Origin of the sequence: Pseudoalteromonas sp. SWYJZ98 (assembly GCF_015864495.1) — a bacterium.
In the GTDB taxonomy this organism is placed as follows: domain Bacteria; phylum Pseudomonadota; class Gammaproteobacteria; order Enterobacterales; family Alteromonadaceae; genus Pseudoalteromonas; species Pseudoalteromonas distincta.
The window spans coordinates 21,191-39,934 of the sequence record NZ_JADYXA010000033.1 but is presented as its reverse complement, the minus strand read 5'-3'; the positions used below and the strand labels follow the sequence as shown (position 1 = coordinate 39,934).

General features: G+C 38.8%; 11 protein-coding genes and 1 pseudogene. 6 read left to right on the top strand and 6 right to left on the bottom strand.

What is annotated here, in order from left to right; translation table 11 throughout:
- Positions 1–666: 666 nt before the first annotated feature.
- Positions 667–1,026, bottom strand: coding sequence for a DUF5522 domain-containing protein (locus I6F10_RS15580; protein ID WP_004335496.1), 360 nt, complete (start codon positions 1,024–1,026; stop codon positions 667–669).
- A gap of 43 nt (positions 1,027–1,069) precedes the next feature.
- On the opposite strand from I6F10_RS15580, the gene I6F10_RS15575 reads away from it, so the two are divergent.
- Positions 1,070–1,396, top strand: coding sequence for a hypothetical protein (locus I6F10_RS15575; RefSeq protein ID WP_004335492.1), 327 nt, complete (start codon positions 1,070–1,072; stop codon positions 1,394–1,396).
- A 93-nt stretch (positions 1,397–1,489) separates the two neighbouring features.
- Here the strand turns inward: I6F10_RS15575 and I6F10_RS15570 are convergent, their stop codons facing one another.
- Positions 1,490–2,458, bottom strand: coding sequence for a class 1 fructose-bisphosphatase (locus I6F10_RS15570; RefSeq protein ID WP_165744521.1), 969 nt, complete (start codon positions 2,456–2,458; stop codon positions 1,490–1,492).
- Between the two features lie 154 nt (positions 2,459–2,612).
- On the opposite strand from I6F10_RS15570, the gene I6F10_RS15565 reads away from it, so the two are divergent.
- Positions 2,613–5,042, top strand: coding sequence for a zinc-dependent metalloprotease (locus I6F10_RS15565; protein ID WP_165744520.1), 2,430 nt, complete (start codon positions 2,613–2,615; stop codon positions 5,040–5,042).
- Positions 5,043–5,140: 98 nt separating this feature from the next.
- Here I6F10_RS15565 and I6F10_RS15560 read toward each other — a convergent pair whose 3' ends face one another.
- Positions 5,141–5,914, bottom strand: a complete 774-nt coding sequence (locus I6F10_RS15560; RefSeq protein ID WP_024595182.1) for a YggN family protein — start codon at positions 5,912–5,914, stop codon at positions 5,141–5,143.
- A gap of 318 nt (positions 5,915–6,232) precedes the next feature.
- On the bottom strand, positions 6,233–9,127 hold the full coding sequence (gene rapA, locus I6F10_RS15555) for an RNA polymerase-associated protein RapA (RefSeq protein ID WP_024595181.1): 2,895 nt from the start codon (positions 9,125–9,127) through the stop codon (positions 6,233–6,235).
- 305 nt (positions 9,128–9,432) lie between these two features.
- Between rapA and I6F10_RS15550 the strand changes: the two genes are divergently transcribed.
- The 3 genes from I6F10_RS15550 to I6F10_RS15540 are packed head-to-tail and all read left to right on the top strand — an operon-like array spanning position 9,433 to position 15,574.
- Positions 9,433–10,830, top strand: a complete 1,398-nt coding sequence (locus I6F10_RS15550; RefSeq protein WP_165744519.1) for a PhoH family protein — start codon at positions 9,433–9,435, stop codon at positions 10,828–10,830.
- Positions 10,831–10,881: 51 nt separating this feature from the next.
- Positions 10,882–14,691 carry a PAS domain-containing hybrid sensor histidine kinase/response regulator gene (locus I6F10_RS15545; protein ID WP_197099102.1) on the top strand — a complete coding sequence of 1,270 codons (3,810 nt, stop codon included), beginning with the start codon at positions 10,882–10,884 and terminating at the stop codon, positions 14,689–14,691.
- Entirely contained in the window at positions 14,675–15,574 is a 900-nt protein-coding gene (locus I6F10_RS15540; protein WP_024605076.1) for a diguanylate cyclase, read from the top strand. Before I6F10_RS15545 ends, I6F10_RS15540 begins: the two co-directional genes overlap by 17 nt.
- A 67-nt stretch (positions 15,575–15,641) precedes the next feature.
- Here I6F10_RS15540 and I6F10_RS15535 read toward each other — a convergent pair.
- Positions 15,642–16,021 (bottom strand): annotated as a pseudogene (locus tag I6F10_RS15535) (DUF3192 domain-containing protein).
- A 185-nt stretch (positions 16,022–16,206) separates the two neighbouring features.
- Positions 16,207–17,151 carry a D-2-hydroxyacid dehydrogenase gene (locus I6F10_RS15530; RefSeq protein ID WP_165744517.1) on the bottom strand — a complete coding sequence of 315 codons (945 nt, stop codon included), beginning with the start codon at positions 17,149–17,151 and terminating at the stop codon, positions 16,207–16,209.
- A gap of 389 nt (positions 17,152–17,540) precedes the next feature.
- Between I6F10_RS15530 and I6F10_RS15525 the strand changes: the two genes are divergently transcribed.
- Positions 17,541–18,674, top strand: coding sequence for a 1-acyl-sn-glycerol-3-phosphate acyltransferase (locus I6F10_RS15525; protein WP_165744522.1), 1,134 nt, complete (start codon positions 17,541–17,543; stop codon positions 18,672–18,674).
- Positions 18,675–18,744: the final 70 nt, after the last annotated feature.

The window sequence follows — 18,744 nt, the reverse complement described above, 5'->3', positions numbered from 1 at the left end:
GCATAATAATTAAACTCGATCGGTTTTTTCGTTATAACTGATCTGATCGACTGATATAAGTAAAGTTCAATTGAAGCCTAATTTATTTGTGTATAAGAGTCAGATCCTGACACAGGGGGAAACCTCTTTGTGAATAACAGTATTTAAAAATATTATTTACAAGGAGAAGTGAAAGAGAAGAAAATGAGAAGGTAAAAACCAGTGCTTACTCGTATTTGAATACTATTTTTATACAATCACTTACTCTAAAAGCGCAGCGCCTCTAAACCTCTTTGTGAATAACAGTACTTAAAAATATTACTCACATGGAGAAGTGAAAGAGAAGAAAATGAGAAGGTAAAAACCAGTGCTTACTCGTATTTGAATACTATTTTTATACAATCACATACTCTAAAAGCGCAGCGCCTCTAAACCTCTTTGTGAATAACAGTACTTAAAAATATTATTTACAAGGAGAAGTAAAAGAGAAGAAAATGAGAAGATAAAAACCAGTGCTTACTCGTATTTAAATACTATTTTTATACAATCACTTACTCTAAAAGCGCAGCGTCTCTAAACCTCTTTGTGAATAATTGCATTTAAAAATACTACTCACAAGGAGAAGTGAAAGAGATGAAAATGAGAAGGTAAAAACCAATGTTTGGTCGTAGTTGTATTAAATAGCTTTTACTTTCTAAAACCATAAGGGCAGTTTTTACAACCATTTTTGCAGCACGAACCACGCTTTAAAAAAAACCACTTACTAAATATCATGTAACCACTTTGCATGGTGTAGTCGAGCCCTTCAATTAAATTGTCGTTACCTCTATATTGCTTTGCAAAGTCTATTTGGGTTTTAATAGGTTGTGTATAAACACCCTCTAAAAAAGTATTTATTTTATTCAGCGTGCACTTGCGGCATAAACAACTTGTTGCTGTGATATCAAGCGGTAAAATAGCCGGCAGCTCATTGCACCAACACGCTGATATATCGTCTACATTACACGTTAAAGTACTGTGGCATTGAGTGCAGTTAAGTTCAGTCATTATAATTCTTTTTAGTAACAGTGAGCCAAGAATAACAAATATTATGAATACACAAAAAGCATTAGCTGAATTTATTACATTTGGTGAGCAAAGGGACGAAGCTATATCGGTTATCGTTTCAAGCCCTGCTGATAGCAATAAAACTCATTATACTCTCTCAACCGAGGTTTTAATTGATGTGCTGAAACGCTGTTTAAGTAACGAAATAGACTTAGATGATTTAGAGCTTTGGGCAAACGTAATTGAATCGCGAGATGATATTGATTGTACTGAGCACGAAGGTTTTATTTATGCGCTCAGTAATAGCGAGCAAATGGGAGAGCTTAATCATCAAAAGCTTGCTCAAATAGTTGCGTTAGTAAAAGTTTGATTTGTTTAAAAAGCGAGGTGTAAAACTTCACCAAAAAAAACCGCACTTCAATTGAATGCGGTTTTTTAAATTGAAGGTAATCGTTTTAAGCGATTATTTATGATATCCCAAGCACGTTTCTACTTCGTTTTTAGAACCTAAAATAACAGCTACTCGCTGGTGGATTGCATCAGGCTGAATATCCATAATACGCTCAGTACCGGTTGAAGCGATACCGCCAGCTTGCTCTACTAACATAGCCATTGGATTTGCTTCGTAAAGTAGGCGTAATTTATTTGGCTTTTTAGGATCTTTCGTGTCTGTAGGGTAAGTAAACAAACCGCCACGGCTAAGCACGCGATGTACATCGCCCACCATTGCTGCAATCCAGCGCATATTAAAGTTTTTAGCGCGCGGGCCTGTATCGCCTGCTAGCAAATCATTGATATAGTTTTGCATAGCTGGCTGCCAATGGCGTTGGTTAGACGTATTAATGGCAAATTCGTTTGTATCAGCAGGAATGCTTGCAAAATCTTGTGTAAGTAAAAAGCTGCCTTGTGTTTTATCAAGAGTAAACATGCGCGTGCCTTTACCTGTAGTCAGCGCAAGCATTGTTGATGGCCCGTAAAGTACGTAACCTGCAGCAACTTGCTTATGGCCGGGCTGCATAAATATGCTTTGATCAGCAGCGTCTGAGCCTTCAGGCGCTTCCATAATAGAAAATATAGTACCCACAAGTGAGTTAATATCCGTATTTGACGAGCCATCGAGTGGATCAAATGCCACTATAAATTTAGCGTCTGGGTTACCTGCTACTGTGTAGTCTTCTTCTTCAGACGCGATTGCTTTAACCGTACCTGATTCCAGTAAAATATCTTTTAACAGCTGATTAGATAATACATCGAGTTTTTTTTGAGTTTCACCTTGAATGTTTTCATCAAGGGTTGAGCCTAATACGCCAGAAAGCGCGCCTTGACCAACGCGAAACGAAATTTCTTTACATGCTGCTAAAATTGTTCGAATTAATGATAAAAGTTCTCTTGAACAACCATCTTCAAGTAATACTGGAGGGAGTCTACGCATTCTATTTTCCTGATAACGTGTTAAAACCAATCATAATGTGAGAGAGATTAGCTTAGAGCGCTGAAATTCGTCTTAAATAACTGTATTGTTTAAATAGCACCCTATAATGGGACCACCTAATCGTACTTAAAACACAAATAACAAAGATAAGATTATGAAAAAAATACCACTACTAAGTTACATATTCTTTACTGTGCTGTGCTCTATCATAACTCAAGCGCACGCAGCAATTAAGTCAATTGATGAATTTACTACGCAAATGAATCATTTTCCGGGCTATTATTCGTTTTTTTACGACACCCAAAACGGGAAAGTATATTTAAAAGTAGATAAGTTTGAACAACAATTTTTACTGCAGCAAAGCTTGCCTTACGGTATTGGCTCTAACGATATAGGCCTCGATAGAGGTCAGCTTGGTAACACGCACCTTGTGCAATTTGAGCGTTTTGGCGACAAAGTAATGCTGCGGGCTGTAAATACTTACTATCGTGCCAACACAAGCAATAAGGCTGAACAGCAAAGTATTAAAGAAGCGTTTGCATCAAGTATACTTGCTGGTTTTAAAGTGGTCGCAGAAGATAAAGCCACAGCACTTATTGATTACACGCCTTATTTATTAAGTGATGTACACGGTGTAAGCCGCACGCTTGCTGCACGTAAGCAAGGGAACTTTAGTCTTGATGAATCACGTAGCGCCGTTTATATGAATCGCTCAAAAGCATTTGTAAAAAACACCGAGCTTGAAGCCGTACTTACATTTAAGGGCACAAAACCAGGTGAATTTGTTCGCCAAGTAAGTGCCGACCCTTATGCGCTTACTGTTCATATGCATCATTCACTTATTCAATTACCAAATGATAACTACACACCTCGTAAGTTTAATCCGCAATCAGGTTTTTGGAGTATAGAGCATAAAGATTACGCAGCGCCGCTTGGTGAGTCTATGTATGTGCGTTATATACCGCGCCATCGTCTAACTAAAAAGGACTCAAGTTTACCTATTAGTGAACCTGTTAAACCAATTGTTTATTACCTTGATCCTGGCGTTCCAGAGCCCGTTAAAAGCGCTTTGCTTGAAGGTGGAAAATGGTGGAACGACGCATTTACTGCTGCAGGATATAAAAATGCATTTATAGTAAAAGTGCTGCCAAGTAGCGCCGACCCTATGGATATTCGTTACAACGTCATTCAATGGGTACACCGAGCAACGCGTGGTTGGTCATACGGAAGTTCTGTAATTGACCCACGTACAGGTGAAATACTTAAAGGGCATGTAACACTTGGCTCATTGCGTGTTCGCCAAGATATTTTAATAGCTGAAGCACTCGCTGCTCCTTATTTAAAAGGTAATGAAGTTGCTAAAAACTTGCAAGCAATGGCGCTTGATCGCATTCGCCAATTAAGCGCGCATGAAATTGGCCACACGTTAGGTATTGCTCATAACTTTGCGGCATCGGTAGGTGATAGAGCTTCTGTAATGGATTACCCACATCCGCTACTTAGCTTTAATGAACAAGGTAAGCTTGATGTAACGCGCGGGTATGCAACAGGCATGGGCGTGTGGGATACCCAAGTAATTAAATATGGCTATAGCGATTTCACTAACCAAGATGAAAGCGCAGAACTCGCTGCTATTTTAAAAGAGAACAAAGGCAAAGGCCTTGAGTTTATATCAGATAGTGATGCTCGTGCTAAAGGTGGCGCACATCCAACAGCTCATTTATGGGATAACGGCACTAATCCTTCGCAGGAGCTTTTAAGAGTACTCGACGTACGTAAAAAAGCGCTTTCGCAGTTTGGTATTAATAATATTAAAACGGGTGATTCATTATCGCAATTAGAGGAAAAACTAGTTCCGCTTTATCTGTTTCACCGTTTTCAGGTTGAGGCTGCGGTTAAGCTTATAGCCGGTGTTGATTACGAATACGAAACACGCGGTGATTCACCTGTAAAAGGCGCACAAGTCGTTAATAAAAAAACACAGCAAGAAGCGGTAAACGCTATTTTTGCAACGCTTAAGCCAAGTAACTTATTACTTCCTGAATCGGTACTATCGCTAATTCCGCCAAAAGCGTATGGCGAGTCTAAGTCGCGCGAGAGCATAGTTGGGCGCACAGGGTTAACGCTCGATGCAATGGCATTACCCGAGGTTGCAGTGCAGCACAGCTTGTCGCTTTTATTAAATGCACAGCGTTTAAATCGCTTAGCGCAGCAACAAGCACGTAGTAATGACTTTTATAGTTTAGATGAGTTACTTGAGGAGCTATATGGCCAAGTGTTTAACGCGTCATCACCTAATACAATGACAGGTAAAATAACTCAGCGCGTGCAATTTTTAACTGCAAAAGCCATGGCTGATATAGTAGCAAGCGATAGTGCAAGCCCTGAAGTGCAGGCGCAGTTACGTTACTACTTAGTTAAGTTGAGTGAAGACTTTAACCAAAACTCAATGCTGAGCCATACAAGTACTGGCGAGAGCGCGTTTAAGCAATATTTAGCTGAGCAAGTAAATCAGTTTTTAATTAAAGGGCAATGGCCAAACAACTTTAAAGTGCTGCCAATCCCGCCAGGCTCACCAATTTAGAATAAAAAGTAGAAGCGCTTAGTTTTAATCAATTACAAAGCAAAACACCGAGTATATTTATACTCGGTGTTATTTTATTCTAAAACCGAATACGTACTCTAAGACTTTATTTGCACTAAATCGTAATCGGCCATACCTGGTACTATTGCCTGTAAGCGAGATTCGGTTACATCGAGTGCATTTAAACATTCGCAATACTCAGAAGCCTTAAGCTCTAATTGATGTGCCTTTTTTTGTAGCGATTTATCAATTTCTCTTGAGATAATATCCATGCGTTGCCCCATGTCGTTAATGCGATCTTCTATATTACCTTCACGCGATTTAAACGCATCTCCAAGTGATACCAAAATAGCACCTAACGATCCATGAACAGCAGAGTGAATTTGCTGGCTGATCTCTTTAGTAAAAAAATCATCTATTTGCGAAAGTGATTGAGGGGCTATAAAAAAGAAGTCATCTCCACGCTTAAACTTATCCATTAGCGCGCGCTCTACATACTGCAATTGTGTTTTAAGTACTTCAGGCTCTTTGTCTGACATACCTTCAACTACGTGTTCAATAGCGCTTAAACCTAAGTTAACACCATCGGTAGCAAGGTTTACTAATTCGGGGACTGTGTGGCGAATACCATTACTAAACTGTTCGAGTACTTTGCTTTCGTCATCGCTTAAATCAACCCAATAACCGCGAATAAACAGTTGGTTATTGTTATTAATTTGGACACGAGTTTGGCCTTTATCTAATATGCGAATTGCATCGTCAGTAATAATTAAACCATGACGTAATTCAACATCGCATTGGGCTTGAGCAAAGACACTAGTGCTTGAGAGCGCCATGGATAACGCCAATATCGAACGAGATAGAAACGCCATAAACACCTCAAAAAGACTAAAATGGAAGGCGAGTAGGTTAACAAAAAAACAACTTTATGCAAGGGAAAATAAACCTATCAACTATCTCACAGAATAGTTGTATAGAGTGCAGCTTGAGTTTTTAGATACGGTTATGTTGGGCAAAATCAACAGTCCAACAAAGGGCTTAATATATAGCTAGAGAGGGTAGAATTGGCTCATAATAAAATAAGAACACGTGGTTTTTAAATGAAGTTTAAAAAGATACAGCTATTTATATCAATTAAGCTTAATAGCCGACTCTAAATTTACTCTGGAGCCGGCTTAAAAACTAAATATTTAGTGTGAAACCACTATTAAGCGAATTGCATCAAGTTGTAACTGCGTTTTTTCAATATACGTAGTTAGGTCGTTACGTTGCTTATCGTAGAAGGTAATTTCTTCTTGGCGAATATTCGGATTAATTTGCTTAAGGGCAACAAGTCGTTCTTGCTCTTCACTGAGTGACGTTTGCATTTTAGCAAGTGACGCTGCGCGAATAACTTCAAGTTTTTCTTGTGCCATATCTTTAGCGGTAGTGATCATTGGGTGGACAGCGCTTTGCAATGCACCGGCAAGTTTACTTGCTGTTTGGCGGCCTACGGCTGATAACTGCTGATTAAAGCCTTCAAATGCCACGTTTTCACCTAGGTTATTACCTGCTTTATCAAGCAATATACGAATTGGTGTAGGCGGTAAAAAGCGACCAACTTGTAATACTTTTGGTGCCATTGCTTCTGCAACAAAAATAAGCTCAACAAAAAAGGTGCCAGGCGGTAACTTTTTGTTTTTAAGTAAAGCCACCGATGCGCTACCAAAGTCGTCGTCACAAATCATATCCATGGTGCCTTGCACCATAGGGTGATCCCAGCTGATAAAGTGTACATCTTCTTGCGAAAGTGCCGTGTCGCGATCAAAGGTAACCGTCATACCGTCTTCTTTAAGCGATGGGAACGATGCATTTAACATATGTTCCGTTGGCTTTAAGATAATGGTGTTTTCGCCTTTATCTTCTTGGCTTACGCCAAATGTGTCAAACACGTTGATCATGTAGCTTGGCAATTCAAACTGGTTATCGAGTTTTTCGATATCAGTTACAAGCGAATCGGCAGCACCTTGACCCGATGAATGTAGTTCTAATAAACGATCTCGTCCGCTTTCCATTTTTTTACGCAGTACCGCATTTTGTTGCGCTACTTGCTCAAGTAATGGATCGAGCTCGTCTTCATCGCAGTTATGCGCAGAAATATACTCAAGTAGGTCATCACGGAACTCTTTATAAAGCATTTGCCCCGTTGTTGATGTAGATTCGAATGCATCTAGACCTTCGTTATACCAACGTAGCAGTACTTCTTGAGCGGTGTTTTCAAAATATGGCACATGAATGTTCACATCTTGTGTTTGGCCTATACGGTCTAATCGACCAATACGTTGCTCGAGCAAATCTGGGTTTAGTGGTAAATCAAACAACACTAAGTGATGCGAGAACTGGAAGTTACGACCTTCTGAGCCAATTTCTGAACACAGTAATATTTGTGCATTATCGTACTCGTCTGCAAAAAATGCAGCAGCGCGGTCACGCTCAATAATAGACATGCCTTCGTGAAATACCGACGCTTTAATTGCTTCGCGTTCACGCAGTATTTGCTCAAGGCTGATAGCTGTTTCAGCTTTAGCACATATAAGCAGTACTTTTTCGCGCTTAAGTGTTTTAAGGGTGTCGATTAACCAATCTACACGTGGATCGAATAAACCCCAGCTTGCGCTTTCGCCTTCAAATTCTTGAAATATTTTTTCAGGAAACAGAGCACGGTGTGCACTTAGTTCAGGGTTTTGAATGCCGCCCATGTTACCAAGAACCGACATAGCCGTTTTATACTGCTTTGGCAATGCCATTGGGTAGGCGTGTAATTTACGACTAGGGTAGCCATCAATGCCGCTGCGGCTATTTCTGAATAATATACGACCTGTGCCGTGGCGATCGAGTAGCATGTTAAGTATTTCTTTACGCGCTGGTAAATCACCTTGCTGTGCTTTTTCAAGAATATCAGTAATGTCGGTTTCTTTTAATAGCTCAATTAGCGTGGCTTTGGCTGCGTCGTCCAGAGCTTGCTCTTGCAGTAATTGATTTGCAGCTTGCGCTACGTCTTTATAATTAGCTTCTTCTTCTTTAAACACGTCGTAGTCGTAAAAACGATCCGGATCGAGTAATTGTAAACGCGCAAAGTGACTGCTGTGACCAAGTTGATCAGGCGTTGCGGTAAGTAAAATAAGGCCCGGAATATCTTGACTAAGCTCTGCCATACGTTGGTACTCTGAGCTTGGCTTGCCGTTATTGATGCTTAGATGATGGGCTTCATCTATTACTAAAAGATCCCAATCAGCAAGTGTTGCTTGTTCAAACCAACGTTTTTTCTTGGTTAAAAACTCAAGGCTGGTAAGTACTAGTTGCTCTGTATCAAACACGTTTGGAGAATCTGCAAACGCTTCGTCGCAGCGCTCTTCATCAAAAATAGAAAAACGTAAGTTAAAGCGGCGTAGCATTTCTACTAACCATTGGTGCTGTAAGTTTTCAGGCACCACAATCAGTACGCGACTCGCACGGCCACTAATAATTTGTTGATGTAGTATCATGCCCGCTTCAATTGTTTTACCAAGGCCTACTTCATCTGATAAAAGTACGCGTGGTGCAAAACGTTTACCCACTTCTTGGGCAATATAAAGCTGGTGCGGAATAAGATTAGCACGCTGACCAATTAAGCCTTTAATAGGCGATTGCTCACGTTCAAATTTATGTAACCACGTTTGGTAGCGAAGTGTGTAGCGATCAAAACGATCGACTTGGCCTGCAAATAAACGATCTTGTGGTTTATTAAACTTAATAAAATGATCTAAAAAGGTCTCTTTTAACTTGGCTGTTTCGCCATTATCAACACGGGTGCCGTGATAACAAAGTAACTCGCCTTGTACTTCAATAGACTCTACTTCTAATTCCCATTCTTCAACGCTTTTGATCACATCACCAGGATTAAATGCCACACGGGTAACAGGTGCTTCTGCACTAGAATAAACACGGTTTTCACCACTGGCAGGAAATAATATGCTGACCTGACGGCCTTCAATGGCAACAACGGTGCCTAATCCTAAATCTGACTCTGTATCACTGATCCAACGCTGACCTAAGGAAAAATTCATGTATGTCTCGTCTATGATGAAAAAGGCGGCTATGTTACCTGTAAGCTAACACCACTGCAAGGCGCTATTTGGCTCACTTTTAATTAATTTTGTAAGTGTTAATTATTACTATTAAAACAGCTTGTTTATGACTCTTTTTTAGGTAAATCAAAACTAATTACAGTTTGTAATAAAACGGACTTTTATGACAAATAGACTAAACTTACATTATGCCTTAGCAATTAAGTATTGCAGGTTTAAGTTTTGCCCGTTTTACTTAGTTATTTTGGTATAGCATAAAAATCATAAAACGTAAGGAAAGTGCTATGGAAAAAGCTTCGAACCTTGAAAGTAAAATGTATGTGCTAGATACCAACGTACTACTTCACGAACCACTCGCTTATTTGTCTTTTCAAGAGCATGACGTTGTAATTCCGATGACGGTGCTTGAAGAGCTTGACCATATAAAAGACAGAAAACACGACGTAAGCCGTGATGCGCGCGTCGCTATTCGTGGATTAGATGAAGTACTTAAAAATGCAACGCCTGAACAAATGCTACAAGGCGTGGCGCTGCCGAGTAACAAAAAGGCAAAAGCGAGCTCTGCCGGTACCCTCATTATTGTAAACGACCATTTATTTGCCGACTCCATTTCTGGTTTGCCTGGTAACGAAAACGACCATCGTATTATCAATTGCGCCGTGTACTTACAAAAGCAGCACAGTGATTCAAAAGTAATACTTGTTACAAAAGATATAAACATGCGTTTAAAAGCCAAAGGCGCCGGGCTTAAATATGTTGAGGATTATCGTACCGACCAACTTATTGACGATATAAGCCTACTCACTAGTGGTTATAAAAAAATTGAAGGGGATTTTTGGGATCATGTAGGGGAGTGTAATACGCAGCAGCACGGACGCGATACGTTTCATCATGTGTCTAAAAACTTAATACCAGATGTATTTTGTAATGAATATTTACTTGATGGAGGGGAGCAGTTTGCGGCGCGCGTTAAATCGTACGATGACGAGCACATAACGCTCAAAGATATTGGTGTTGAGCGTTTAATGCATCAACAAGCATGGGGCGTTAAGCCCAAAAATATTTATCAAGGGATGGCATTAGATGCATTACTGGATACAGGTATTGAACTTGTTATTTTAACAGGACCAGCAGGGTGTGGTAAAACCTTGTTAGCACTTGCCAGCGCCCTTGAAATGGTCATCGAAAAAGGTATTTACGATAAAGTAATAGTTACCCGTAATACGCCAGAAATAGCAGAGTCTATAGGCTTTTTACCAGGCACGGAGGAGGAAAAAATGGCGCCATGGCTTGCAGCTATCACTGATACGCTGGAGGTATTGCACAAAGGCGACGAAAATCCAATATCGAGTCGAAATTACATAATGGAGAAGGCTAATGTACAGTTTAAATCGGTTAACTTTATGCGCGGGCGTAGCATTCAAAATGCGGTGGTAATTTTAGATGAGAGCCAAAATTTAACGGCATCTCAGCTTAAGACGATTATTACTCGCTGCGGCGAAGGTACTAAATTAATTTGTACAGGTAACTTGGCGCAAATTGATAGTAACTATTTAACGCCAGTAACATCGGGCTTGACGTACATAGTAGAGCGCTTTAAAAACTTTGAAGGCAGCGCAACAATAAACCTCAACGGTGTTGTGCGTAGTCGCTTAGCGTCATTTGCAGAAGAAAATTTATAACTTGCGCTTAACAAATTGGCTCGATAGTCTATCGATTGATTTTCGAGCCAAATGGCAGGCAGTACATTGAATTTTTTACCTCTGAAGCATTATTATCGTTCATTATTTATTGCGCTGTTAGTGCCATTGATTGTCGCTTTTTTACTGTGCTTGCACTTATATAATATAAAGCTTGAGCGGACGGTTGAAAAACGCCAAGCTGATTTTACAAATGTTTCAGCACAGGTTACTCACGGGATGGACTCGGTGAGTAATCTACTTACCACCATGTTTAACTTATACGAGCAAGCGACTTATCCCAAAATAAACCAAGATTTGCTCGAAGGCATAAATCAATATGATGGTTACTATTATCGTCATTTTATTGATCAAAGTACGGAAATTGTAGGTAAAGGTGAGTTTGCGTTATCAGCTAAGGCATTAATGCAGTGGCAGCAGGCTATTACATTAGGGCCTTCGTTTAATACAACGCTTGCGTTGATGCAGTCGTTATCTGCTGTAGCGTATGTTGATGATAATGGTTTTGCTTATGTAAGCAGGCACAACAAAAGCCAAAGTTTAATGCTTACTGAAATTCTAAATGGAAAATTTAAGCCAAAATTTTCGCAAAACAAACTTACTTCAAGTCCTATTGTTAAAGTGAATGACAATTCGTATTTTGCTATTGGTCGACAACGAAGCACAGGCTCAGCCGAGTACATTATTTTAATTTATGATGTTCAAGCAATTTCTGGATGGTTAAAAAAGGTGTCACCAAACAGTGGTGAATACGTTTTTATGAACCAATCGCATCAAATTATCGCCAGCTCTAAACAGATAATAGAGCAAGCAACTGCGTTAAAAAATTATTGGCCAGACTTGGCCGATCATCAGAGTCAAAAAACAGTATTAACTAGTGATAGTAATTACTTTATGCAGCCTATGGATGAGTTACCTATTCACGCAGCATTTTACGAGCACAAACCCCAATTAATAAGCTCAATTAAGTATGAGATATTACTAGAGTTTACATTTTTAACGCTATTTTTAAGTATTATGTTTGGCGTGTTTTTTTGGTTAAGTCAGCGTATTTTTATAAAGCCGATGACTCACTTAATGTCATACCTTGAGAGTAACGGTACACAACCCCAAGAGCAGCTAAATTACAAAGTACCATTGAGCTGGCAACCTTGGTTTTCTAAAGTGAAGCGTGTATTTACTAAAAACAAACAGTTAGTTGATTCATTACAAAGTGCAAATAAAGCTCTGGACGACCAAGTTCAGCTGCAATCAGAAAAACTAAGCCGCAGTTACGAAGCGAAAGAGCGCCACTTAGCTTTACTCAACACTATGCTAAACAGTGTGCCAGATCTTATTTACTTTAAAAACATTGATGGATCATTCTTAGGATGCAATAAAGCATTTGAGGCGTATATCGGTAAAGATCAAACTGCATTAGTTGGTAAATATGTGGATGATTTAGGTGACAATGATCAGCAAATAAATGCGCTTGAAAAACAAGTATTACAAAATAGAAATAGTGTTGAACAGCGAATAGAAACCGATACAAAATCGTATCAACTTACTATTGCACCTTTTTATAACGAGCACCAACACCTGTTAGGAACCATGGGTATTGGCCGCGATATTACCGAGCAGCAACAAACATTATTGGCCTTAAAATCATCTGAATCTAAATTTAGAAGTGCAATTGAATTTGCGGCTAACTGCGTGGTTTTACTCTCGCTTGAACACACAATATTACAAGTTAATAAAGCAGCAAGAAAGCAGTTTTCTGATCAGCCAGTACTAGTTGGGGAGCAGTTGAAAGCATTATTTGATGACTCCCAATGGCAGCAAATAAAAAGCACATTAGCGCAATTGCTAGATGACAAAAAACGCGTATACCATTTAACGCTTGCTCAAGGGGGTTTAACAAGCTGGTTGCAACTAAGTGTATCGCTTGTCTGGGATGAAAACCGCGATCCAGCTTATTATGTTATACACATTCAGGATGTAAGTGCCTTAACTAAATCAAAACTAGATGCTGAACGAGCAACCTTAGCTAAAAGCCGCTTTATAGCCAATTTAAGTCATGAAATACGTACCCCTTTGAACGCTGTTTTAGGGTTGCTTGATATGTTAATTGAGCAAGGCTTAACGCAAAAGCAATTACAACAAACGGATCAAGCTAAGCATGCAGCACAAAGCTTGTTATTAATGCTTAATAGAATGCTTGATTTTGCACGTATTGAAGGTTCGCAAACCGATTTAAAACAAGCATCTTTTAGCATGGTTGAGCTGGTAGATATTTGTGAAAGCTTAACGGCTCCATTGTGCGAAGGAAAAGGTATTGAGTTTTTTATTGATATTGACCCGCTAATAGCACCTGATTTGATATGCGACAGTATACGTTTGCAGCAAATATTAGGTAACTTATTAACTAATGCCGTTAAGTTTACAAAAACAGGTTCCATTACTTTAAAAATGGAACTTATTGAAAGCGATAGCCTAGAGCAACAGCATATTTGCTTTAAAGTAATTGATACTGGCATGGGTATAGATGAAGCCGATCAAAGTCGCTTATTCGACGCTTTTACTCAAGGTGATGAATCTTCAACCCGCATACACCAAGGGGTTGGGCTAGGTTTAGCTATTGTTAAACATGCAGTATCGTTAATGGGTGGGGAGATTGCTTTAAAGAGTAAAAAAGGCCACGGCAGCGAATTTTATTTCAGTATTAGCTTTTTAGTTGATACCACTAAAAACACAGTGTTACCGACTAATACATTGGCTATTTTATCTGATCAAAGTAAAGAGCTTAAGCAGGTGACAAATGCATATAACGAACTTGCTAATATTAATTTAGATGAAGTACTAAAATACCCAATTAAGCTCTCTAATACTCAAAAAATAATAATTGATGCAGCTGACTTACCTGCACTTTTAAATGTTGAAGCGATTAATGATTCGTTATCAGCTAAAGAAACATCGGTAATTATTATTAATCATCAGCACACACTTAATTTACCGACAAGCGAGCACTTAGCTGCGCATCACGTTAAAGCATCGGCATTAGGGCAAAGGCTATTTAGTTTGAACTCTCAGCAAAAGCCTATAGTTAATACAAGTGCCGCAGTTCACAGTGCAACTGAAAGTAAAGCTGATATATCGGGTCTACTTGTATTAGCAATTGATGATAATCAGCTTAACTTAGAAATAATTAGCAGTGTTCTGCGCCAAGCAAACGTAAATGTTGTTACGGCTTTAAGCGCATCAATTGGTATGGAATTATTGCAAGTTTTAAAGCCTGACTTAATATTGATGGATGTGCAAATGCCGAAAATAGATGGCTGTCAAGCAACCGCTTTGATTCGTCAACAGTTTGACGCAAAGCAACTGCCTATTTTTGCTTTAACGGCTCATTGCGAGCCTGCTGATGTAGAGCGTTCTTTAAAGTGCGGCATGAATAAACATTTAACTAAACCGGTTGTTGCTAAAGTACTTATTGATGCAATTGCTGATTTAAACTTAGTTAAACCAAGTTTTTTTGAAAAATCATTTGCTTTAACGCAGTTTAGTATGGATGAAAAACTACTTAATACGATGATTGATAAGTTTGCTAGCTTGTGTGAAACCCAGCTATCGCAACTAGAAGAAACAACCAATAAGGATGATTTGGTACGTTTAGTGCATAGTATCAAGGGTGTAGCAGGTAATTTAGGTTTTAGACGATTATCACATTGTGCTTTATTGTGTGAAAGAACGCTTAAAACAACTAATAAGCCTATTGAAATAACACTACAAGAGCTTATCATACAGCTAGAACAGGTAATTGTTTTTATAAAAGGGCTAGGGGTTAGGGATGTCGAAAAGAGCTAAAGTACTTATTGTGGATGATGATCCAATCAACAGATTAGTACTTGAAAAAACACTTAAAGCAGAACACGACGTGTTCTTGGTTGAAAGTGGTGAAAAAGCACTGACCTTTGTAAAAACAGCGCAAGTTGATTTAATAATCCTTGATGTAATTATGCCTGGAATTGACGGCTATCAAGTACTTGTGGAGCTTAAAGAAAACCCAATAACTCAGTCTATTCCTATTATATTTATATCAGCCAATCGTAGCCATGATGATGAAGCAAAGGGCTTAGAGCTCGGTGCAATGGACTACATAACCAAGCCATTTAGTCCTTCTATTGTTCGCGTTAGAGTGCGCAACCAACTCCTCATAAAGCAAAAAAATGATTTGCTAGAAATGCTAGCTTCGATAGATGGCTTAACTGAAATACCAAATAGACGCTACCTTGATGAAAACTTATCTCGAGAATGGCGCCGCAGCAAGCGAAGTGGAACACCGCTATCGGTGTTACTTATGGATATAGACCACTTTAAACGTTACAACGATTGCTACGGACACCGTGCTGGCGATGAGTGTTTAAAGAATGTTGCGCAAGCACTTGCGGCTCAATGTGAACGTGGCAGTGACTTTATTGCTCGTTATGGCGGAGAAGAATTTGCTGCTGTGCTACCAGGAATTGATAAGCATGAAGCTATGGAGTTTGCTAATAAATTACGCAATGCTGTAAATGCTTTGAATATAGAACATAAAGCTTCATTAAATGCAGACCACATCACTATAAGTATAGGTATTGCCACTACACAAAGTGGTAAAGTATATGCTGAGCAAGCATTATTAGAAGAGGCCGATTTAGGCTTATATGCCGCTAAAGATGCAGGGCGAGATAGAATAGTCGCACGCTAAAAACTTAATATACAAAAAACGCCAATATTCATATATTGGCGTTTTTGTATCAAACATTTTTTATTGGTTACTGCGTGATCATACCTAAAGCGGTGTCACCAATGCCCACTAACTTATCATTTTTAAATACTAGTGGCGTACATTCATCTTTTGTTGTTTTTGAATCTGAATGCTTGCTATGCGTTACATAAAAAAGTACTTGGTATACATCGTCATCTTTTTTTAATAGCTCAGTGAAATTAGGCGTTTTTAATTGCGTTAAAACAGACTGGTAGCTGCTATCCATTTTTAGCTCTGATATCACTTCACGATTATTTTTATGCTGTGCTTGCCAGCTTGATGAGTTTTCCCTGCCCAATGAGTCTCAGCTTCGCCATCTGACACGGCAATAACACAGCCTGTTAAAAATGGAGCGATTAAAGCGGCTGCTAAAAGTGATTTTTTCATTTTTATTTACCTTAATAAGATTTTTAATTGGTTATTAACTGTATTAAAGCAAAGAGTAGACCATATTGATAAGTTGTTATGAATCAGTTTGTTAAGTGAGTTAAGCTGTTTTTATCTAATAAAATATTAAATATATTAGTAAAAACAGCCATTTTTTAGCTTATTTGATTACTACAATAAAATGGCTAAACCAAGCGGTTGCGTGATTCACCTTTAGTAAATGCAGCAATATTTAAACTTACTTCATTAATTAGACGCACAATAGATTCAGTACTTGCCCATGCAATATGTGGAGTAAGCAATAAGTTATTGCCTGTGTAACTAGCAAGTGGGTTTGAAGCTTCAGCAGGTTCTTTAGTGAGTACATCAACGCCCGCACCGGCAATTAGGTTTTGCTCAAGCGCTGTTGCTAAGTCGGCTTCGTTAATAATACCACCACGTGCCGTATTAATAATTATAGCGCTTGGCTTCATCATTTTAAGCTCATTAAGTGCAATTAAATCACGTGTTTCATCTGTAAGCGGGCAGTGTATGCTGATTATATCGGCTGTTTTAATGACATCTTCAAAAGGCGTACGACCATCACGACATTTAACCCCTTTACGCTCTGCAACAATGACATTAGCGCCAAATGCCTCAGCCACTTTAGCAACGCCTTTGCCTAGTGTACCGCCGCCTATAATGGCAAATGTTTTACCCTGTAAGTCGTTAAAGCTGTAATCAAGAATACAAAACATTTCACTTTTTTGCCACGCGCCCTGCTGGCAATCTGCCTGATAGCGGTGGGTGTTACCCAGTAAGTTAGTAATTAAAGAAAATGTATGTTGAACAACAGAAGGTGTTGAGTAGCCAGCTACATTAGTGACGGCAATACCAAATTCTTTAGCGGCTTCTAAATCAACATTATTAGTACCGGTTGCACTTACGCAAATTAATTTCAGCTGTGTTAGCTGACTAATCGTATCGCGACTCAAAACTGCTTTATTAGTGATTAATACATCAGCGCCTTGGCAATGCTCAATAACTTGCTCTGGGCTGGTAAGTTCATAAGTCGTTAATTTACCAAGTTGTTCTATACACGAAAGAGATGTTTTAGCTAACGTTGCGTTATCAAGAATAGTAATGTTCATTATGAGCCCTAAAATAAGTGGATCTGAAAGAGTTAAAATCGTAAAAAAGAGGCTTACGATCCATCAAAAATCTAAAATATGGGCTTAAGGTACTACGAAAGAAAGGCTTTGTTAATGGTATTACTACCAAATGATTAGAGGGCTATGTAGTAGTGGTCTGCCCACTAGCAGATTGAGAACATGGTATTTTGCTAGACTGATCAGTTTTATTGCACTAATAAGCAAGCCTATGGTCATAGAAGGTAATTAAACTCGGCATTAAAGCAAGTTGCTAAAAATAAAAATCGCTTTTTTGGTTATTTCGCATTTTAGATTGGCTGAGTTATAATCGGATATAGACATAAACGGTGCGCTTTAGCGTGCCGTTTTTTAACATTGTAGATGTAGTAATGAGTGAATTAGAAGATAAATACGCAGATATACGCCCATACAACGACGACGAAGTTGCGGCGTCGCTTACACGTTTGATTAACGATGATGCGTTTATTGATGTAATAGCAAAGTATAATTTACCGCGCTTTTTATCGGCAGTGCCTTTTATTGCGCGTCCAATGGTAAGAAGTCAGTTACGCAAAAAATGGGGCAAAGTAAGCACCGTTGAAGATGTGCAAAATGAAGTGGCGCAATACTTAGATAAACTAGTGAAGCGCACCACATCAAAAGTTACCTTTTCTGGGCTAGATCAGTTAGACGCTAATCAGGCTTATTTATTTATTTCAAACCACAGAGACATAGTGCTTGATCCTGCATTAGTTAATTGGGGTTTATATCAGCATAAAATGAAAACAGTGCGTATTGCTATTGGCGATAATTTATTGCAAATACCTTACATTACGGAGCTTATGCGTTTAAATAAAAGTTTTATTGTTAAGCGCTCTGCTAAAGCACCAAAAGAAATGTTAAAAGCATTAACCCAGTTATCGTCATATATCTATGACTCTTTAATCGGTGGAAATTCTATTTGGATTGCACAAAAAGAAGGGCGTGCAAAAGACGGTTTTGATCAAACAGATCCTGCCCTTTTAAAAATGTTGCAATTAAATGGACGTAAACAAAAGAAAGAATTTGGCGATTATATTAAAGAGTTAAAAATAGTGCCTGTTTCTATTTCTTATCAATATGAACCGTGTGCAATTGCTAAGGCTAAAGAGCTTTATCATAAACAGCATCATGGTGAATATATTAAGTCAGCGGGTGAAGATATTGCCAGTATTGTTGAAGGTTTTAGTTCAGCTAAAGGGCATGTGCATTTAGCATTTGGACAGCCAATCGAATCTAAATGTGATAGTGCTGAAGAGCTTGCTAAAACAATTGATAGGCAAATTGTAGATTCGTTTTATTTGCACCCAGGTAATTACATTGCTGGTGGCTGTAAAGAGGCGGTAATAGACTCTCCAGATACAGCGACGTTTGAGAAGCGTTTAGCTTGTGTACCAGAAGAGTTAAAACCGTTAGTGCTGGCCATGTACGCTAAGCCATTTCACCGTAAAACAGAGATAAATACCAATAGCTGTGAGTATTAATAATCCCAGCTCAACAAAACTAAGCAGCAATTAAATTGCTGCTTTTTTTTTGCTCAAAAATAACGCTATA